Raw genomic sequence first — 15976 nt, 5'->3', positions numbered from 1 at the left:
TTTTGATATCTTAACGCGAAAAAGAGGGGAAGTCTACCAAAACGAGGTAACTTTTTCCTAATAATTCAATTAACGTTTTTCTAATTTCAAAAGGCTGATTTAACGGCATTGAAAGCGACCGACATTTTAGATTTCTTAATATTTTATTTTTGTTAAATCCCGACACAAAGCCCTTTGATCCTAAAATTATTTGATTATCAAAGGACTAACTGGGCTTTAAAGTCACAAAAAATCCCACTCAGTTCTGCCCTGAGTGGGATTTTTGAGTGGTTGGCCGACCGACTAGCACTGAGAAAATCAATTTCTTAATTTTCACTTACCCGTCAATCAGATACGGTTACTGGCTCAGCTTAGACTGAGCACTCAAAGCGCATTGAAGCGCCATCCATGGCAATGCTGTCAAGTTTAGCGACTACGACGTTTATCAAACTACGTTTAAAGACAAACTTCAAAAGTATTTCCAGTAATAATCAGCCAATGCCTACCACTACTGTAAGAATAACATTAGTGATTCCAAATGAGCAACCGATTATGCCCGTTTTTGTGACAATTTCATCAAAAGCCAGTAAAGTACCATGCTAAGTAAGATCACAACAAACGTGGCGCCAATCGTATCGGCAATGAAGGCAACGTGTTTCAGGCCAATGTAGCAAGCAACCGAGACGCCCCAAACCAGGATGGCAATCCAATTGATGCCGCCTTGATACCAATATTGGCCACGTACTTTGTTAAAATCTGAAACGTCATATTGACGCCGATGTAGCCAGAAATAATCTACTAGGAAAATGCCAATTTCCGGCCCTAAAACCATGCCAATCCCATCCAAGAATGCCGTAAAAATATCCAGAAAGGATGCCAAGAAAATTGGCAGAAAGGTCACTGCCGTCGCAATCAACGTGACGACCCACAGGCTCACCGTCAAGCTTAAGCGCCGCGTCATATTTGTTAGTGCCGAGCCTGCCGACATCAAGTTAACCGCGTTGGCCGTCGTACTGGTCAAAATAATGACGATCATGGCCAAAAAGCCAAGCCCTAACTTGCTAGCAATCGTACTAGGATCCGAATTGTTAGGATCAAAGCGATTCAGCGTGATTGCCGTGCCAATTGTTGCAATGAGGCCAATAAATGCGAACCAGAACAGGCCCAAGTTTGCACCCAAAAACGAAGCTTGTGTCGCGTTCTTTTTAACGCCTGTAAACCGTGAAAAATCGCTCGCCGCAGTAACCCACGCTAAGTTAAAGGCCGCCAAGACATCAATTGCCGCACCAGGTGTCATTTTAAGATTGTGCGGTGGCTGCCAAGTCAGAATTTGGTGAAACGAAACGGTCTTGAAAACAACGATGGATTCCCAAATCACAAACACAAAAACCAGGACGATTCCCACTCGTTCAATCAATTGAACCGAACGCTGTCCGAGTGAAATACTCAGCAGATGGAAAATACTCATCACAATGATTCCTACTGCCAGGCCCATCGTTCCGCCAGGTTGGCCATAAGTTGCCCACCCAAATAAGTCATGGAAGAGAAAACTCATTGAAGTTGCCGCGATAAACGTGTTCACCGCCGCCCAACCAATAAATTGAACGAGGTTGATGACTGATGGTAATAATGATCCACGCAGACCAAATGAAGCACGGGTGAGTGTCATTGCCGTTAGCCCGGTTTTGTATCCCATGTAACTGGCGGCCGCAAGTAACAAGTATGAAACGATGCCGGAGATAATCAACGTTGTCGATGCGGTCAAAAAGCCACAGGCGGCAATCACGCCACCGATGTACCACGTCCCATTATTCGCATTCGCACCAACCCAAGTCGCAAACATATCCCAATACGACATGTGTCGAGCAGCCATTGGAATCGCGGGCACCCGTCCTAAACCGTTTTTCGTTGCCAAAGTGTGTTCCCCCTCATTAATTACTGTTCGTTAATGGCGTGCTTCGGTAAAATCAAATTTAGCAAAATACCTAGCACTGTAACAATCGAAAGTCCTGAAAAAGTGAGTCCAGCAAATTGTAGCGTCGCATTACCGATTCCAATCACTAAAATAGTTGCTGAAATAATCAGGTTCCGCTTTTCATTAAAGTCAACGTGGTTATCGACTAAGACTCGCAATCCACTGGAGGCAATAACACCAAATAGCAAAAAGCTGATACCACCGATAACTGGTGACGGAATACTTTCTATCAAAGCACTTAACTTACCTACAAAAGAGAATAAAACCGCGAACAAGCCTGCGCCAGCTAGCATGTATACTGAATGAACTCGGGTAATAGCTAAAACGCCAATGTTCTCACCATAACTAGTAATTGGCGGACCACCTACAAAACTAGCAATAATGGAAGCCGTACCGTCCCCCGCCAACGTATGGTTTAACCCAGGATCTTTGAAGAAGTTACGGTGGGTCAACTTATTCAAAACCATAATGTGACCCATGTGCTCGGTCATCGTGACAAACGCAATGGGCGCCATACTCAAAATTGCATCCAGATGCCAGGTCAACTGGTAAGTCACACCCGGAATCTGAAACGCTGGCATTTTGAACCAAGGTGCTGCAATTACCGGTGCAAAGTCAACGACGCCGGCAAGCACCGCCACGATATAGCCACTAACGATGCCAAGTAAGATTGGAATCAGGCCCAAGAAGCCTTTGAGAAACATGTTAAATACGACCGTCAGCAATAACGTCACCATGGCGATGCCAAAAGAAGTCAGACTGTAATGATTGTTGACCATCGTGGCGTTGGTTGCCGCGCTACCAGCTAACGATAACCCAATCACCATGATGATGGGACCAACCACAATTGGCGGTAACGCTTTGTCGATCCAGTCCGAGCCAATCAAGGACACGAGGACGCTGACAATCAAGTAAACGACCCCAACGGCCAAGGTCCCCTGAGCAATCGAAGGGTAGCCGGCCTGCTTCATTAAGCTTTGCATCACCACGATAAAAGAGAAACTCGAACCCATGTACGCTGGAATTTTGCCGCGGGTGATCAAAATGTACATCAGAGTCCCCACGCCGGAACTAAAGAGCGCGATACCGGGGTTTAACCCCACTAAAATCGGCACCAAAACGGTGGAACCAAACATCGAAAACAAGTGCTGAATTGAAAGCCCGACCCATTGTCCAAAGGATGGTCGTTCCCAAATATCTAGGACCGCGTCAGGATTACGATACCGATCTGTTTGTTGTTTTGCCATGTGACGCCTCCCTAAATTTATGCTGAATAATTGCAAAATCACCTTTTTAACGCCAAGTATCGGGGCAAACACACGAAAAAACACCCCTATGCCCGCAGGTATAGAGGTGCCGATTAATCGCTGCAAAGCAGCGGCCGACCCCTTTATTAGCCTCACGGGACTAATTTAAAAGGTTGATATTTTACAAAAGTATATAACAGTTCAAACGTATCGTCAAACTCGATCGACGTGCTTAAAATGGTGTCCGACTGTGCCAATGGCGACAATCAACGTGATGCCGATAATTGCTAAGGTTGCATTTTTGGTATAATCCGTCAGAAAACCAAATACGAATGAGCCAAACGGCTGCACGCCATCTAACGCAATGAACCAGATGCCGAAGATTCGACCCAGGTACTCGTTTGCGGTTAAATCCTGCGTTAACGTAAAGGCGCGAATATTAAACGATGCCATGGCGAATCCGTAGACAAGTGTCGCAACGAGCAGAATACCATACTGTTGAAAACTGCCGGCAATCAACATCGCAATCGCCGCCAATATCAAATCGCGATAGTTATCCGCCCGGTTAGCAGAACGTTTCGCTAACGTCAGGCGTAGTCCACCCAAGATGCCACCGATTGCCAGGCCAGTTAGCAAATAACTGTACCGTTGGGCATTACCCTGATAATAGTGATCCACGACGAACGGTAAAACTAACCTGACCGCCGCAAATAAAACGTTGGCGAGCCCACTTAAGATCACATTTTCAATTAAAGTCGGGTTAGCCCGGACATAGCTAAAGCCAGACTTCAAACTCGCCCAAAAAGTGAGTTTAGCCTGCTGGGTTATGACGGGTTGATAACGTAGACTGGCAATCAAAATAAACGACAACGTAAAAGATGACCCGTTGATCAATAAAAATGATCGAAAGTCGATCCATTTCAGCGTCAGCAAGACACCGCCTAATAGCGGCGTGACCACATCAGCCAGATTTAACGCTGTATTGGAAAACGCATTAAATCGCTGTAACGACTGTGGTGCCAAAATTTCAGGCACGATGGCTTTAGCGGCCGGAAAACTGAAGGCCAAGCCCACGTCTAGCATACAAGTTAATGCAATCAACTGCCATCCCGCCGGTGAAACTGGGTTAATGATCATCGCGAACCCAAAACAGGCTAGCAAACTGACTAATTCGGACGCTAATAGAATTTGCTTACGGTTGTAATTATCGATCAAAACACCACAAAACAGGTCACCGCAAAGCAGTGTGAGACCACCCACAGCTTGGACGATTCCCAGTAAGGCTGTACTGTTCGTTGCCTTAACAACAAACCAGTTCAGACCAAATAAGTAAAGCGAATCACCCACCCGAGAAATGAACGGTGATAAAAACAAAGGCCAGTTAAATTGTTTTTTGGGCAAACGACTCACCCCCCTAAGACTTACTCAACTAAACAATTTGACGCCATTCCGCTTCGTTAGCGCGTGAAATATCGTTCAAAAATTTTAAAACCCGTTGTGCACGTTGCTGCTTTTGTGCGTACAGGCGATTTAAGCCCGCACCAGTCGTTAGCGGTTTGCCAAGGGCTAACTGTTGTGCCTGCTTTTCACCCTCAGCAAAAGCTACGACCATTTCTCCCGTTTCAATCGTGGTAAACAGAAAAAAAGTGCTGTAAGGTTCACCTTCTTCAAGGTAGGCAGGCATCGCCCAAATGCCTTCTTGCAGTTCACGTAATTCAGATTCACCAAAGCGGTAATCTTTGTGATTGGCCTGATTGATTGGTGTTTTTAAAAATAACATCATTTGGTTAAATTGTTCATCACCCAAACTGAGCGTTGGTTTTTCGTTTTCAGACACATTAGTCCCTCCCCAATTGATTTAATCTGTTCTATCTTACCAGTTATTGGCGTGAGGGTCATCTGTTTGATGGATTGGTGAAGCTGCAGCTAGAGTGTTTGGGGATGAAAGATACTTTTTAAATTTTGATTCAACCAATTTTTCTCTGGTCTAATCGGGCCCATCCAACCAGAGACCGGAACCTAAGGCGTTCCCCGCCACAAAGCCCCAAAACGGCTTCATAGCTGGGAACACCTTAGGCTCCGGTCTCTAAACGGTTGGGTTCGCACCTTTTTTGCTTGACGTTGACGCCTCAATCAGTTAAAGTTAACCACAATTAAATACCAAATAAATTCAGACAGGGAGCTGACTTTTGATGACAACTTTAACAACGACTATTGGTGGCCGAACTTTTGAGAATTGCATGATGAATGCGGCGGGGGTTCGGTGCCAATCAGACGAGGATTTGACAACCATTATCAATTCCAATGCGGGTGCTTACGTCACGAAGAGTGCGACACCGCAACAACGCGCGGGTAATCCATCACCGCGAATGAAGACCCTACCTAAGGGTTGTATTAATTCCATGGGCCTCCCAAATAACGGGTTGGACTACTACTTGAACTTCGTTATCGCTGACCAGCAACAACGGCCAGATGCCACCAACTTTCTATCAATTGCAGGCACAAGCCTTGCTGATAATTTATCAATGCTTCACCAAATCCAAGATTCTGCGTATGAGGGGTTTGTTGAACTCAATTTATCATGCCCAAACGTACCAGGTCATCCACAGACCGGTTATGACTTTGAACAAGTTGATACGACGCTAAATCAAATTTTTGACTTCTACACAAAGCCACTGGGTGTTAAACTACCGCCTTATTTTGACCTTGTTCACTTTGACCAAATTGCCGAAGTTTTGAACAAGTACCCGCTCACCTTTGTCACTACCATTAACAGCATAGGTAACGCACTGGTGATTGATCCTCAAACTGAGCGAGTGGCAATCAAACCTAAGGGTGGTTTTGGCGGTATTGGTGGCGCTTCGGTTAAACCAACCGCGTTAGCCAACGTTCGTGGCTTGGCTTTACGCCTTAACCCAAGCATTGCCATCGTTGGCGTCGGTGGTATCTTATCTGGTGAAGATGTATTTGAACACATCCTGTGTGGCGCTTCCATGGTTCAGATTGGTACCCAGTTTGGCTATGAAGGCGTTAACCTATTTGACCGACTTTCAAAAGAGCTCGACGATATCATGGCCTTAAAGGGCTATCACTCAATCGAAGACTTCCGTGGTAAACTCAAAACCTTCGACGATTAATTCGTCTGAAAATGAAACGCAGCTTGATTCGAATGGAATCAAGCTGCGTTTTTTAAATTTATTGTTTAATCGTCGTTGCTAAGCAGCAACCACTTTACGGACAGGGCGTTGCATATGGTAGTACTGGTGGTCACCCACCATCCGAGTACCGACAACCTCAAACCCAACCCGTTGATACAACGCCATTGCGTCTGGATTATCAAAGTCAACGATCAGGCCCATGACCTGTTCTCGATCTCGATTTGCATATGCCGGCAAGGCTGCGAGTAGTCGCTTACCAATACCATGTCCCTGGTAGTCTGGTGAAACAGCAATCGAGTCTAGGTACCACTCGCCACCATCCGTTTCAGACTCAGCTTCAAACGGTGCGTTGAAGGCTGCGCTCTTATCTGACAAGCGTCGAAGCACTTCATCCACCCGCTCTTCATTTTCGCCGGGATACCCAAAGGCAACCCCAACAACTTGACCATCGGCCTCGGCCACCACGGTGGTTGCATCACCGGACAAATAACTGCGCGTCCGGTAAGCCATCGTGATGACCTGCTCTAAGTCAGGTTCGGGAACGTCTTCTAATTCCTCTAATTGCATCTCGTCAAAAATTAACCCAATCAATGGTGCTATCTGGCCCGCATCATCCGGCTGAGCCTCTCGAATCGTAATCAAAATGAATCCTCCTATCATGTTGATATTGAGGATACATGAAAGACTGAAGCTTGTCAAAAATTGCTCCGCTGACGTTACGATTCTCGTTCTCGTCTTAAATCAGCCAGTTCCGTTCGAATTTCAGCCAAAATTTCAATTTGCAGTTTTTCAATTTCAAGGGTGTGAGGAATCTGATTTTGTGATAAATGGTCAAGTTTCGCGTGCAAAATGCGCAATTCATGTTCTGACTTCAAATTAACGTGGAAATCATTTTCAGCGTCCATTCGATCGCGGTCTGCTGATCGGTTCTGGCTCATCATAATGATTGGTGCTTGAATGGCCGAAATACAACTTAAACATAAATTGAGTAAAATGTACGGGTATTCATCAAAATGAATGCCGAATAATTGTAGGCTGTTGATCAACATCCAGGCGACTAAAACGAAGACGAAAACACCAATAAACCCCCAACTACCACCAAATCTGGCAACGTTGTCGGCAACGCGTTCACCGAAGGATAAGCTCTTAGTCAACGTTTCGTTCACATCCGTGATCTCGTAATCATCACTTTGCATTGCTCGCGTCAGTTTCCGATTAATTTTTTGACTTTGCTTCAGGTCTGCATTGATCATTGCGTCAACGCTCGCCAACCGATACTTGAGTAAATGGTGACCGCAAATAAAATCCGTAATTTTTGCTTTGGGATAATCTTGCTTCACACGTTGCCGAATCGCCGTTGACAAATCAGCCAAGTAAAGCCCCTCAGTGACCTGATATTCCCGGCCGTCAACAATACAAGTTGCCGTCAATTTTTCAGACATATTCTCCAACTCCTTTATTTCATTTTAAACTATCTTATTGTTGCGGCAAACGTCAATACCAAATTATTTGTTGACAGGATTATGACTGAAATCATCATTTATTGTGGCCACTACCACTCCAGGTAACGCGCTGTTTCGGTGCTGTGGGACCGGCTGCAGCCACGAAAACGTGTCTTCCGCCTCGCTTGTGAGCCTTCAAAAACCGAAGTCTCACAAGCGTCCAGTTCGAGTAAGCGCTACGCGCAAACTCGAACTTATCACTGCAACCAAAACAGCGCGTTACCTTCCGTTCCCGTTACTGAAAAGAACTCTAGTTACTTATTCTTCACTAAAGTCGTCATATTGCTGTCTCACACACTACCTCTAAATAACTGAAAGACAGGTTATATTATCACGTAGCCGTAGTGCCAGAGGCCAGTTTTGGGGACTGGTAGCAGTGACTAGTACCACTTTGTGCGCAGCACTTAGTGGTACTGGACGTTTCTGAGACTCGTGGTTTTCGAGGCTCAGAAGCGAGACGGAAAACGCGAAGCGGTTGAAGTCGGTCCCACAGCTACCAGTTCCCAAAACTGGCTGGCGGCCGGAGGCGGATACAGCCCACAGTGTTCCATTGAACTGAATTCATACGTGACACATGAAAAAACACGTGAATTGCAAGCGCAATTCACGTGTCTTCATCTCAAGTAACTGAGATTGGTGTAACTCGCCTTTATTGACTAAAGGCCTGTTTGAGTACGATGAAACAATTATTGGGCGACAAACAGATGTCTAAGCAACGGGGTTATTCAGTGACTAATTTATCAGCGAAGAAAGGCTTCTTAGCAGCTTTCAACGAAGCCTCAATATCAGCTACGTGCTTGGTAAATTGGTCATCCTTTAAGTCGCAGTCAAACCATGATAATTCGGAAAGGTTTTCCTCCATTTGGTTCAAAATCTTCTCGATTGCCTGCTGTGACTCGTCATTACTTGTCATCATATTCACTCCTTAGTAGTTTTTACACCTGCCATGATACAGGGTTATTTAGAAATAGCAAGCAAAATCCGCCTTTATTTTCTACTATGAGATGAATTCTAATATTGCGTCTTACCTCATCATTTTGTCCTCAGATAATCATGCGTGAAGTGAATAATTTTTCGTCAGACTTGCTTAATGATAGTCGCCATATCAGCGGGCAATGGCGTTTCAAACTGCCTGATTTCATTCGTCAACGGATCACGATAAGATAATGAGAATGCGTGTAATGCCTGCCGTTGAATCTGTTGCTGATTACCGCCATATAGTGCGTCGCCTAGTAATGGATGCCCGAGTGACTGAAAGTGCGCCCGAATTTGGTGCGTGCGACCAGTGTGCAATAACACTTCCACTAATGTCCATTCAGCACAGCGCTGCTTGACCCAGTACTCTGTTTGAGCGGCTTTACCATCGGGCGCCACAATTTGATTAAAGCCTTCATCAGATCGCCTGAGTGGTGCATCAATCAAATCATGGTCCTTAGTTAACTGGCCACCAACAATGGCCAAATACCTTTTTTGCAGCGTATGATCAGCCAGCTGTTGGTTAAGCCAGGAGTTCGCCAACCGATGTTTGGCAATCAGGACTAATCCGCTGGTATCTCGGTCCAGTCTGGTAATGATGTGGGGCACTAAATTAACGTCCCCTTGTGCCACAAGATGGCCCTTAACTCGATTAACCAGGGTATCCGTTCGATTACTTGGCCCAGGTACGGATGTCAGTCCAGCCGGTTTAAGAACGACAAGCGAGTGCTGGTCCTCAAACACAACCGATAATGATTCGTGACTCACTGGTACAGCTGGATCTGCGGGTTCAGCTGGGACCACGAGTGTGACCTTATCCGTTGGTTTGACCTGAGTGGCTGGCGCAACTGGTTTTTGATTGACTAACACCTGCCCATTACTATGGTTAATTTGGGTAAACATCCGGTGACTGACACCGTGTTCACTCAAGACTTGTTTAGCCGACTGTCCGTTTTGAGTAGCGGTCCACGTAAATTCCATCGATTATTTCGACTCCTTAAACTGACTTATTTTAATTGGTAAATTGATTCATGAGGGTACGAAGTGACGGGTATTGATCAGCCGGCAAATGATTAGCTTTACGATAATCCGCGACTGCCTGTACCCCGTCTCGTTGTTCATCAAGCAGCATCTCACTCGTATCAAGGGGCGACTGATCTGAAATAATCGCGTCCAACACGATGGGGATTTTAACGCCTTGTTTGAAATGTTCCGCGATGACAGCAATCGCACTTGCCAGTGAAGCGTCATCGGTTACTCTCAGACCAATTGCACCCATATTTTCTGCAACGCCAGCCCAATTAGCATTTTTAAAGGTTAATGCGTAGTCGGTCTGGCCAGTTTTGGCCTTTTCTTGGCGAATAAAACCGTAACCACCATTTTCTAACACAACGTTGAGCACCGGCAGTTGATACTGCACTTGAGTCAATAAATCTTGAACGACCATTGAAAACCCACCATCACCAGAAACCGTGACGACTTGCCGATCCGGAAAGCTGACCTGAGCTGCAATCCCAGCAGCCATACCATAGCCCATTGCGCCAAGCCAAGCTGACATCGTCATGGCTTGCTGGCCACTGAATGGTAAGTTACGAACTGACCAAATGGTGTTATTCCCAATATCTAAGCCATAAACGGCATCAGATTTCAGTACTGGCTGGAGTGCCTGCAAGACTGCCTCAGCCGTTAATAAACCATTCGGTCGATCATTGGCCTGTTGGTCAAGGTAATGGTGCCAATTACGACGAGACTGCTGACAAGCTAATAAAAATGGTGTCGCCGGTTGTTCGTCAATCGTGACATTGAGTAACTGGTCTAAGAACTTTTTAGCGTCGGCTTGGACCGCTTGGGTTACTGCAGATTGAACGCCTAATGCACTCGCACTACGGTCGATTTGAACTACTTTTGGCTGATTTGGTAAAAAGCGCAAAAATGGATAGTTACTTCCCACCATGACAATTAAATCAGCCATTTTCAAGGCTTCATGAGCGGGTTGCGTCCCAATGCGACCGGCCGGACCCAGATTGTTTTTAAACTGACTTGGTACATAACCCACTGCCGGTGCCGTAGGAATCACCGGCAGACCATACTTTTCCGAAACTGCTACGACCTCTGCTTGTGCGTGGCGGACACCAGTTCCAACTAACATGACCGGTCGCTGTGCCGCTTGAATCAAACTAGCCGTGGTTAACACGTCTTGCCCGTGAACTTCGCAAACCGGCGTTTGTGGTTGCACCACTGGTAACGTGGGACTTTCAATCTCATGGTTGGCCAAGTCATCTGGAATAATGACTACAGAAGGCATCTGAGTTTCGTATGCCACCTGAATGGCTTCTTGAATGGTAGTGGGAATCTGCTTGGCGTCACTGACTTGAACGTGATACGTGTCAAGACCAGCAAACAGTTCATCTTCATTCATATCTTGCAGGTAGTGAGTATTCATCATTGAGGTCGCCACGTTACTCATGATGACCAGCATCGGCGCATGATCCATTTTGGCGTCACACAGACCGTACAGCAAGTGGAGTGCACCCGGACCAACCGATGCCAAAGCCACACCGATTTTACCAGTCAGCTTAGCTTCTGCCGCGGCTGCCAATGCGCCGACTTCTTCATGACGAACTTGAATGTAGCGGACTTGATCCCGTTCAGCAGCAAACCCGTCAATCAGTGAATCGGCGGGAATGCCGTATACGTGATCAATTTGCCAATTTGCAAGAACCTGTACCAACGCCTGTGATGCTTTCATCTTAACCATGAGCCAACCTCCCTAACATTATTACTTCTATTCTATCAGATTCACCAACGTTTGATGAAAGAACCACGTTTTATGACATTCATGGCTGGCGTCAAGCAAATTCGCTTTCCCACCATCAACATAAATTAATCAATTTAACAAATTTGTCCGGATTTGTCCGATAAATTGAAACTTTTTTAAAATATTTTTTGTCTTGCTAAAAACCGATTGGTATCATGTTAAATTCTGAATCTCACGCAGTTTGCTGATAATTGGATTGTGAAATCGGTGTCATTTTGATGAATAAGTTATGAAATAAATTTAAGTTGTCCTTGATTTATACGGACAATTAATTTAAAGTAGTCCTTGTAAGCGTTATCCAATTTTATGACAGGCTACCCATTCTAGATCGGTCGCGGTATCTAAAGTTGGCGCATACTTAAAAATGCTCTTAGAAAACGATTTTATGACAGCGTTTTCAATTCATTTCCTATTTAAATTTAAACTTATGCTTTTAGGAGGCAACAAAATGGATAAAGAAAAGAAAATCCCAAGTGGCTTTATTTATTTCTTCGGGTCATTTGGCGGCATCCTTTTCGGTTACGATATTGGGGTTATGACCGGTGCCTTGCCATTCTTGCAAATTGATTGGCATCTTCAAAATGCAGCTGGTATCACTGGCTGGATTACTTCAGCCGTTATGTTTGGTGCCATCTTTGGTGGCGCACTTGCCGGACAACTTTCTGACCGCTTTGGCCGTCGGAAGATGATTTTGGTTTCCGCCTTGATCTTCGTTCTTGGCTCAGTACTTTCCGCTGCTTCACCTCATGATGGTCAAATTTATTTGATTATCGTTCGGATGTTCTTAGGGTTAGCCGTTGGTGCTGCTTCAGCCCTAGTGCCAGCCTACATGTCTGAAATGGCACCGGCTGAAAAACGTGGGTCACTTTCAGGGTTGAACCAAACGATGATTGTGTCTGGGATGTTACTCTCATACATTGTTGACTTCGTTTTGAAAGACTTACCCGAAACGCTTGCATGGCGTTTAATGTTAGGTCTTGCCGCTGTTCCAGCCATTATTTTATTCTTCGGTGTTCTACGCTTGCCTGAATCACCTCGTTTCTTAATCAAAACGGGGCACCCAGATCAAGCACGCCAAGTTTTAACTTTCATCCGTAAAGATGATGCTGTTATCGATTCAGAATTAAGCAACATTGCTGAAACCAACAAACAAGAAAGTGAAGCTGCTAAGACAACTTCATGGGGCACTTTGTTCACTGGCAAATACCGTTACTTGGTTATCGCCGGTGTCGGTGTGGCCGCTTTCCAACAATTCCAAGGTGCCAACGCCATTTTCTACTACATTCCACTGATTGTTGAAAAGGCAACTGGTAACGCTGCAAGTTCAGCTTTAATGTGGCCAATCATTCAAGGTGTGATCCTTGTGCTTGGTTCATTGCTCTACATTGCAATTGCTGAAAAGTTCAACCGTCGTACGCTCTTAACCATAGGTGGCGCCGTAATGGGTCTGTCATTCTTACTCCCAGCCATCATCAACTGGATCATGCCACACGCTAACCCAATGATGATCGTGGTCTTCCTATGTATCTACGTTGCATTCTACTCATTCACTTGGGCCCCACTTACTTGGGTGTTGGTTGGTGAAATCTTCCCACTCCAAATTCGTGGTCGTGCTTCAGGCTTGGCTTCATCATTCAACTGGATCGGTTCATGGTTAGTTGGGTTACTCTTCCCAATCATGACTGCCAACATGAGTCAAGAAGCTGTGTTTGGTATCTTCGGTGTCATTTGCTTACTCGGTGTCTTATTCATCCGTACCCGTGTCCCAGAAACACGTGGTAAGACCCTTGAAGAAATTGAGGAACAAGGTACTAACAAATAATTTAAACATTCAATTTTAAACAAAAGAACCGATGACCTTATCGTCATCGGTTCTTTTGTTTATCTCGCATTAATAGGTCGTCGCGACAAGTGCTTGGAGATCATTAAACGCGTAACTTAAGTGTTGCTGGCGATCACCCAGCGCCCCTATCAACTGATCATGGCCCCTAATCTGAAATTGCCAGACTTGTTTCATCGCTCGTTGGTAATCGACTGGGCGATGTGCCACCGCAAAAAGTCGGGCGGCAATTGCATAATTCCCGGCTGATTGCGTTCTCGTGGTGAGCTGACCCGTTACACTATAACCGTTATAGAGTTGATGGTCAGAGACGCGTTGCTGAACCCACTTTAATGAAACGAGCTTTAATTGGCCAACCTCAGCCAAATGAAGCAGCGTTAATAACGCCTCCGACGTATTAAGTGGCTGTGTCGAATATCGATGTTGGCGCCAGTTGTAATTAGCGGCGTAAAGTGGCAAGTCATTGCTCAAATATCCTTTTTGCACCAGTGCTAATTGCTGTCGGTAGCTTGCATCACGATTTTCAAAGGCTCGCATCGTCAATAAATCATAGTATGCCAGTGAAGTTATCGAAGCCGTCTGCTGAGTGTGTGCATCATAAAAATCGCGAAATTGGTGACCAACCTGCACTCGTTTGGCTAGGCTTTGGAAGTGCCATTTTGCCATTGCCTGGTAACGTTGACGACCGGTTTTTAATGCTGCAATCCGCAAAGCCCGAATGATCCGGAAATCGTCAACCGTCGCATTGACTGATGATAGCTGACGCTGCTCACTTAGCCGGTACCTGAAGTAACCGCCACGCTCAAAGTAGTGGCACAATCTTCGATATTGCGCGTCAAACGCTTGTTCATGATCAAGACTCGCAAGGTAAAGTAGCCACAATCCCGACGATTCCGCTAGCCAATCGTTACTAGTTTCGGTGCGGTGATTATGGCTGCGAATCCCCTGTGGCGATTGCAATTGCATTTTAACAAAGTGATTCAGTTGAGTTGCATGCCGTGACTGCACATTTTTCAAAAAATAATGAGTCGTTGGGATGAATTGGCCAGCCCGCCCTATCGCACGTTGGCTTTTCGGTTGCATCACACACCCCTGAAGATTGATCATAAACAAGCCCATCAAAAATACTAATATTGCTTTCACATCTCGTTCTCCCACTTTACTGATAAGGCCATTATGACACAGCTTCGTAGCGATTCAGTGAAATTGGGGAAAGACGGTACACCGCTGCAACTTTGTTTAAAATTTCTGCTGTAATCATTTCTCATACCAAACTTAAATTTCATGAACTCAAAAAAGTTGCTAACCACTTGTCCGAACGCGAACGCATTCAGTGTGATCAACAACTTTTAATTTATCGTTTAATCCATCATAACGGTGTCTCGTCCAGCACGTTTGGCCGCGTAAAGGTTCGAATCAGCTCGACCAATGACTTGATCATTTTGAACGTCCACCGCCTGCATTCTGGTGATACCAGCTGAAATTGTGACGTGAATCATGCCCGCAGTTGTTCTGACAGCCAACCGCTTTAACCACTGGCGATAATCTTCGGCGAGTTGATTCACTTGTTTGTCAGACGCACCATTGACGATGATACTAAACTCCTCACCACCAGTCCGATACAGCGAACAGGGGAATTCAACTTTTTCGAGAAAATCATGACAGTTCGTGCTAAACGCCTTCAGAACCTGGTTACCAACCAAGTGACCATAAGTGTCGTTGACGTGTTTAAAGTGGTCAATATCCATCATAATGAGGTGAATAGCTGGCGCGCCACCCTTTGCGTTCAGGGTTCGGAACCGCGTAAAGTCGTTATTAAACTTGCCAACACTGTACGCGCCCGTCAATGAATCGTGTTGTGTGTCGTACAGCAATTCATGGGTTTGTCGTTTACGGTATACCAGCATTCGGGCGTATAAATGCGCTAGAAGCATAATCACAATGAAGCCAAGTGTAATCAACAACGTTTCGCCCAGCGGATAATCGTACGCCCACATATCAAATAACCAGAATGCAATGCTGGCCGCAATCAAAACCACAATGGCTCTAAAATCGGAGTGCACCACCCACTCTTGAAATTGATTGATCAGTAGTAAAATAACTAGCGTCGCTGCCAAACCCAATGCCACCAAGAGACTAAGGTGCCAGTACGGATAAAAAGTTAAAAAGACCAGTACCAGAAAATAACGATATGCGCGCCGATCACAAATTTTGGTCGTACTAAACAGCAGTGCCCCGTTACGTAGCGCATTAGCCGTCCACGTATACGTTGTCCCAAATAACCGGAGCATCTTAATCATTAAAAGAATAGCGACAATGTAGCTGATCACTAACCAAACCGTTTTGATTTGACGATGGAGGTGTGACTCAAGCCACTGTGCCCCTAAATCTTCAATGATTTCTATCGTTGCTACAAAACCGATCATAAAGAAGAAAAACCAGAAACTTGTATTACCCAATAGTGCCATAATAGATGGCCCCC

13 protein-coding genes are annotated in these 15976 nt (G+C 45.3%); 2 read left to right on the top strand and 11 right to left on the bottom strand.

Going from position 1 to position 15976, the window contains the following annotated elements:
- Positions 1-529: 529 nt before the first annotated feature.
- The 4 genes from FD04_RS11175 to FD04_RS11160 form a co-directional block, all read right to left on the bottom strand.
- Positions 530-1852, bottom strand: a complete 1323-nt coding sequence (locus tag FD04_RS11175) for a cytosine permease (RefSeq protein ID WP_054700973.1) — start codon at positions 1850-1852, stop codon at positions 530-532.
- 62 nt (positions 1853-1914) lie between these two features.
- On the bottom strand, positions 1915-3201 hold the full coding sequence (locus FD04_RS11170) for a uracil-xanthine permease family protein (protein ID WP_056948895.1): 1287 nt from the start codon (positions 3199-3201) through the stop codon (positions 1915-1917).
- Positions 3202-3414: 213 nt separating this feature from the next.
- Positions 3415-4611, bottom strand: coding sequence for an MFS transporter (locus FD04_RS11165; protein ID WP_420806525.1), 1197 nt, complete (start codon positions 4609-4611; stop codon positions 3415-3417).
- A 19-nt stretch (positions 4612-4630) separates the two neighbouring features.
- Positions 4631-5038: a hypothetical protein gene (locus tag FD04_RS11160; RefSeq protein ID WP_235805696.1), complete on the bottom strand. Its 408-nt coding sequence runs from the start codon at positions 5036-5038 to the stop codon at positions 4631-4633.
- A 355-nt stretch (positions 5039-5393) separates the two neighbouring features.
- Here FD04_RS11160 and FD04_RS11155 point away from each other — a divergent pair, with 355 nt between their 5' ends.
- Positions 5394-6338, top strand: a complete 945-nt coding sequence (locus FD04_RS11155; protein WP_054700840.1) for a dihydroorotate oxidase — start codon at positions 5394-5396, stop codon at positions 6336-6338.
- A 78-nt stretch (positions 6339-6416) separates the two neighbouring features.
- On the opposite strand, the gene FD04_RS11150 is transcribed toward FD04_RS11155, so the two are convergent.
- The 5 genes from FD04_RS11150 to FD04_RS11130 form a co-directional block, all read right to left on the bottom strand.
- A complete protein-coding gene (locus FD04_RS11150; protein WP_054700837.1) occupies positions 6417-7001 on the bottom strand; it encodes a GNAT family N-acetyltransferase in 585 nt (194 codons plus the stop codon).
- Positions 7002-7075: 74 nt separating this feature from the next.
- Complete coding sequence (locus FD04_RS11145; protein WP_054700834.1) at positions 7076-7801, bottom strand: DUF1003 domain-containing protein; 726 nt, start codon at positions 7799-7801, stop codon at positions 7076-7078.
- A gap of 781 nt (positions 7802-8582) precedes the next feature.
- Positions 8583-8774, bottom strand: a complete 192-nt coding sequence (locus tag FD04_RS11140) for a hypothetical protein (RefSeq protein WP_054700831.1) — start codon at positions 8772-8774, stop codon at positions 8583-8585.
- 164 nt (positions 8775-8938) lie between these two features.
- Positions 8939-9817: an RluA family pseudouridine synthase gene (locus FD04_RS11135; protein ID WP_056948891.1), complete on the bottom strand. Its 879-nt coding sequence runs from the start codon at positions 9815-9817 to the stop codon at positions 8939-8941.
- Between the two features lie 31 nt (positions 9818-9848).
- Positions 9849-11594 carry a thiamine pyrophosphate-dependent enzyme gene (locus FD04_RS11130; protein WP_054700828.1) on the bottom strand — a complete coding sequence of 582 codons (1746 nt, stop codon included), beginning with the start codon at positions 11592-11594 and terminating at the stop codon, positions 9849-9851.
- Positions 11595-12102: 508 nt separating this feature from the next.
- Between FD04_RS11130 and FD04_RS11125 the strand changes: the two genes are divergently transcribed.
- Positions 12103-13476: a sugar porter family MFS transporter gene (locus FD04_RS11125; RefSeq protein WP_056948889.1), complete on the top strand. Its 1374-nt coding sequence runs from the start codon at positions 12103-12105 to the stop codon at positions 13474-13476.
- Positions 13477-13545: 69 nt separating this feature from the next.
- Here FD04_RS11125 and FD04_RS11120 read toward each other — a convergent pair whose 3' ends face one another.
- Both FD04_RS11120 and FD04_RS11115 read right to left on the bottom strand, forming a co-directional pair.
- Positions 13546-14637, bottom strand: a complete 1092-nt coding sequence (locus tag FD04_RS11120; protein ID WP_156660465.1) for a glycosyl hydrolase family 8 — start codon at positions 14635-14637, stop codon at positions 13546-13548.
- A 218-nt stretch (positions 14638-14855) separates the two neighbouring features.
- Positions 14856-15962, bottom strand: coding sequence for a GGDEF domain-containing protein (locus FD04_RS11115; protein WP_054700822.1), 1107 nt, complete (start codon positions 15960-15962; stop codon positions 14856-14858).
- Between the last annotated feature and the right edge of the window lie 14 nt (positions 15963-15976).

This window comes from Secundilactobacillus odoratitofui DSM 19909 = JCM 15043 (assembly GCF_001434895.1).
GTDB lineage: Bacteria > Bacillota > Bacilli > Lactobacillales > Lactobacillaceae > Secundilactobacillus > Secundilactobacillus odoratitofui.
The sequence above is the reverse complement of the archived record's forward strand: the minus strand, read 5'-3'. Positions and strand labels throughout refer to the sequence as shown.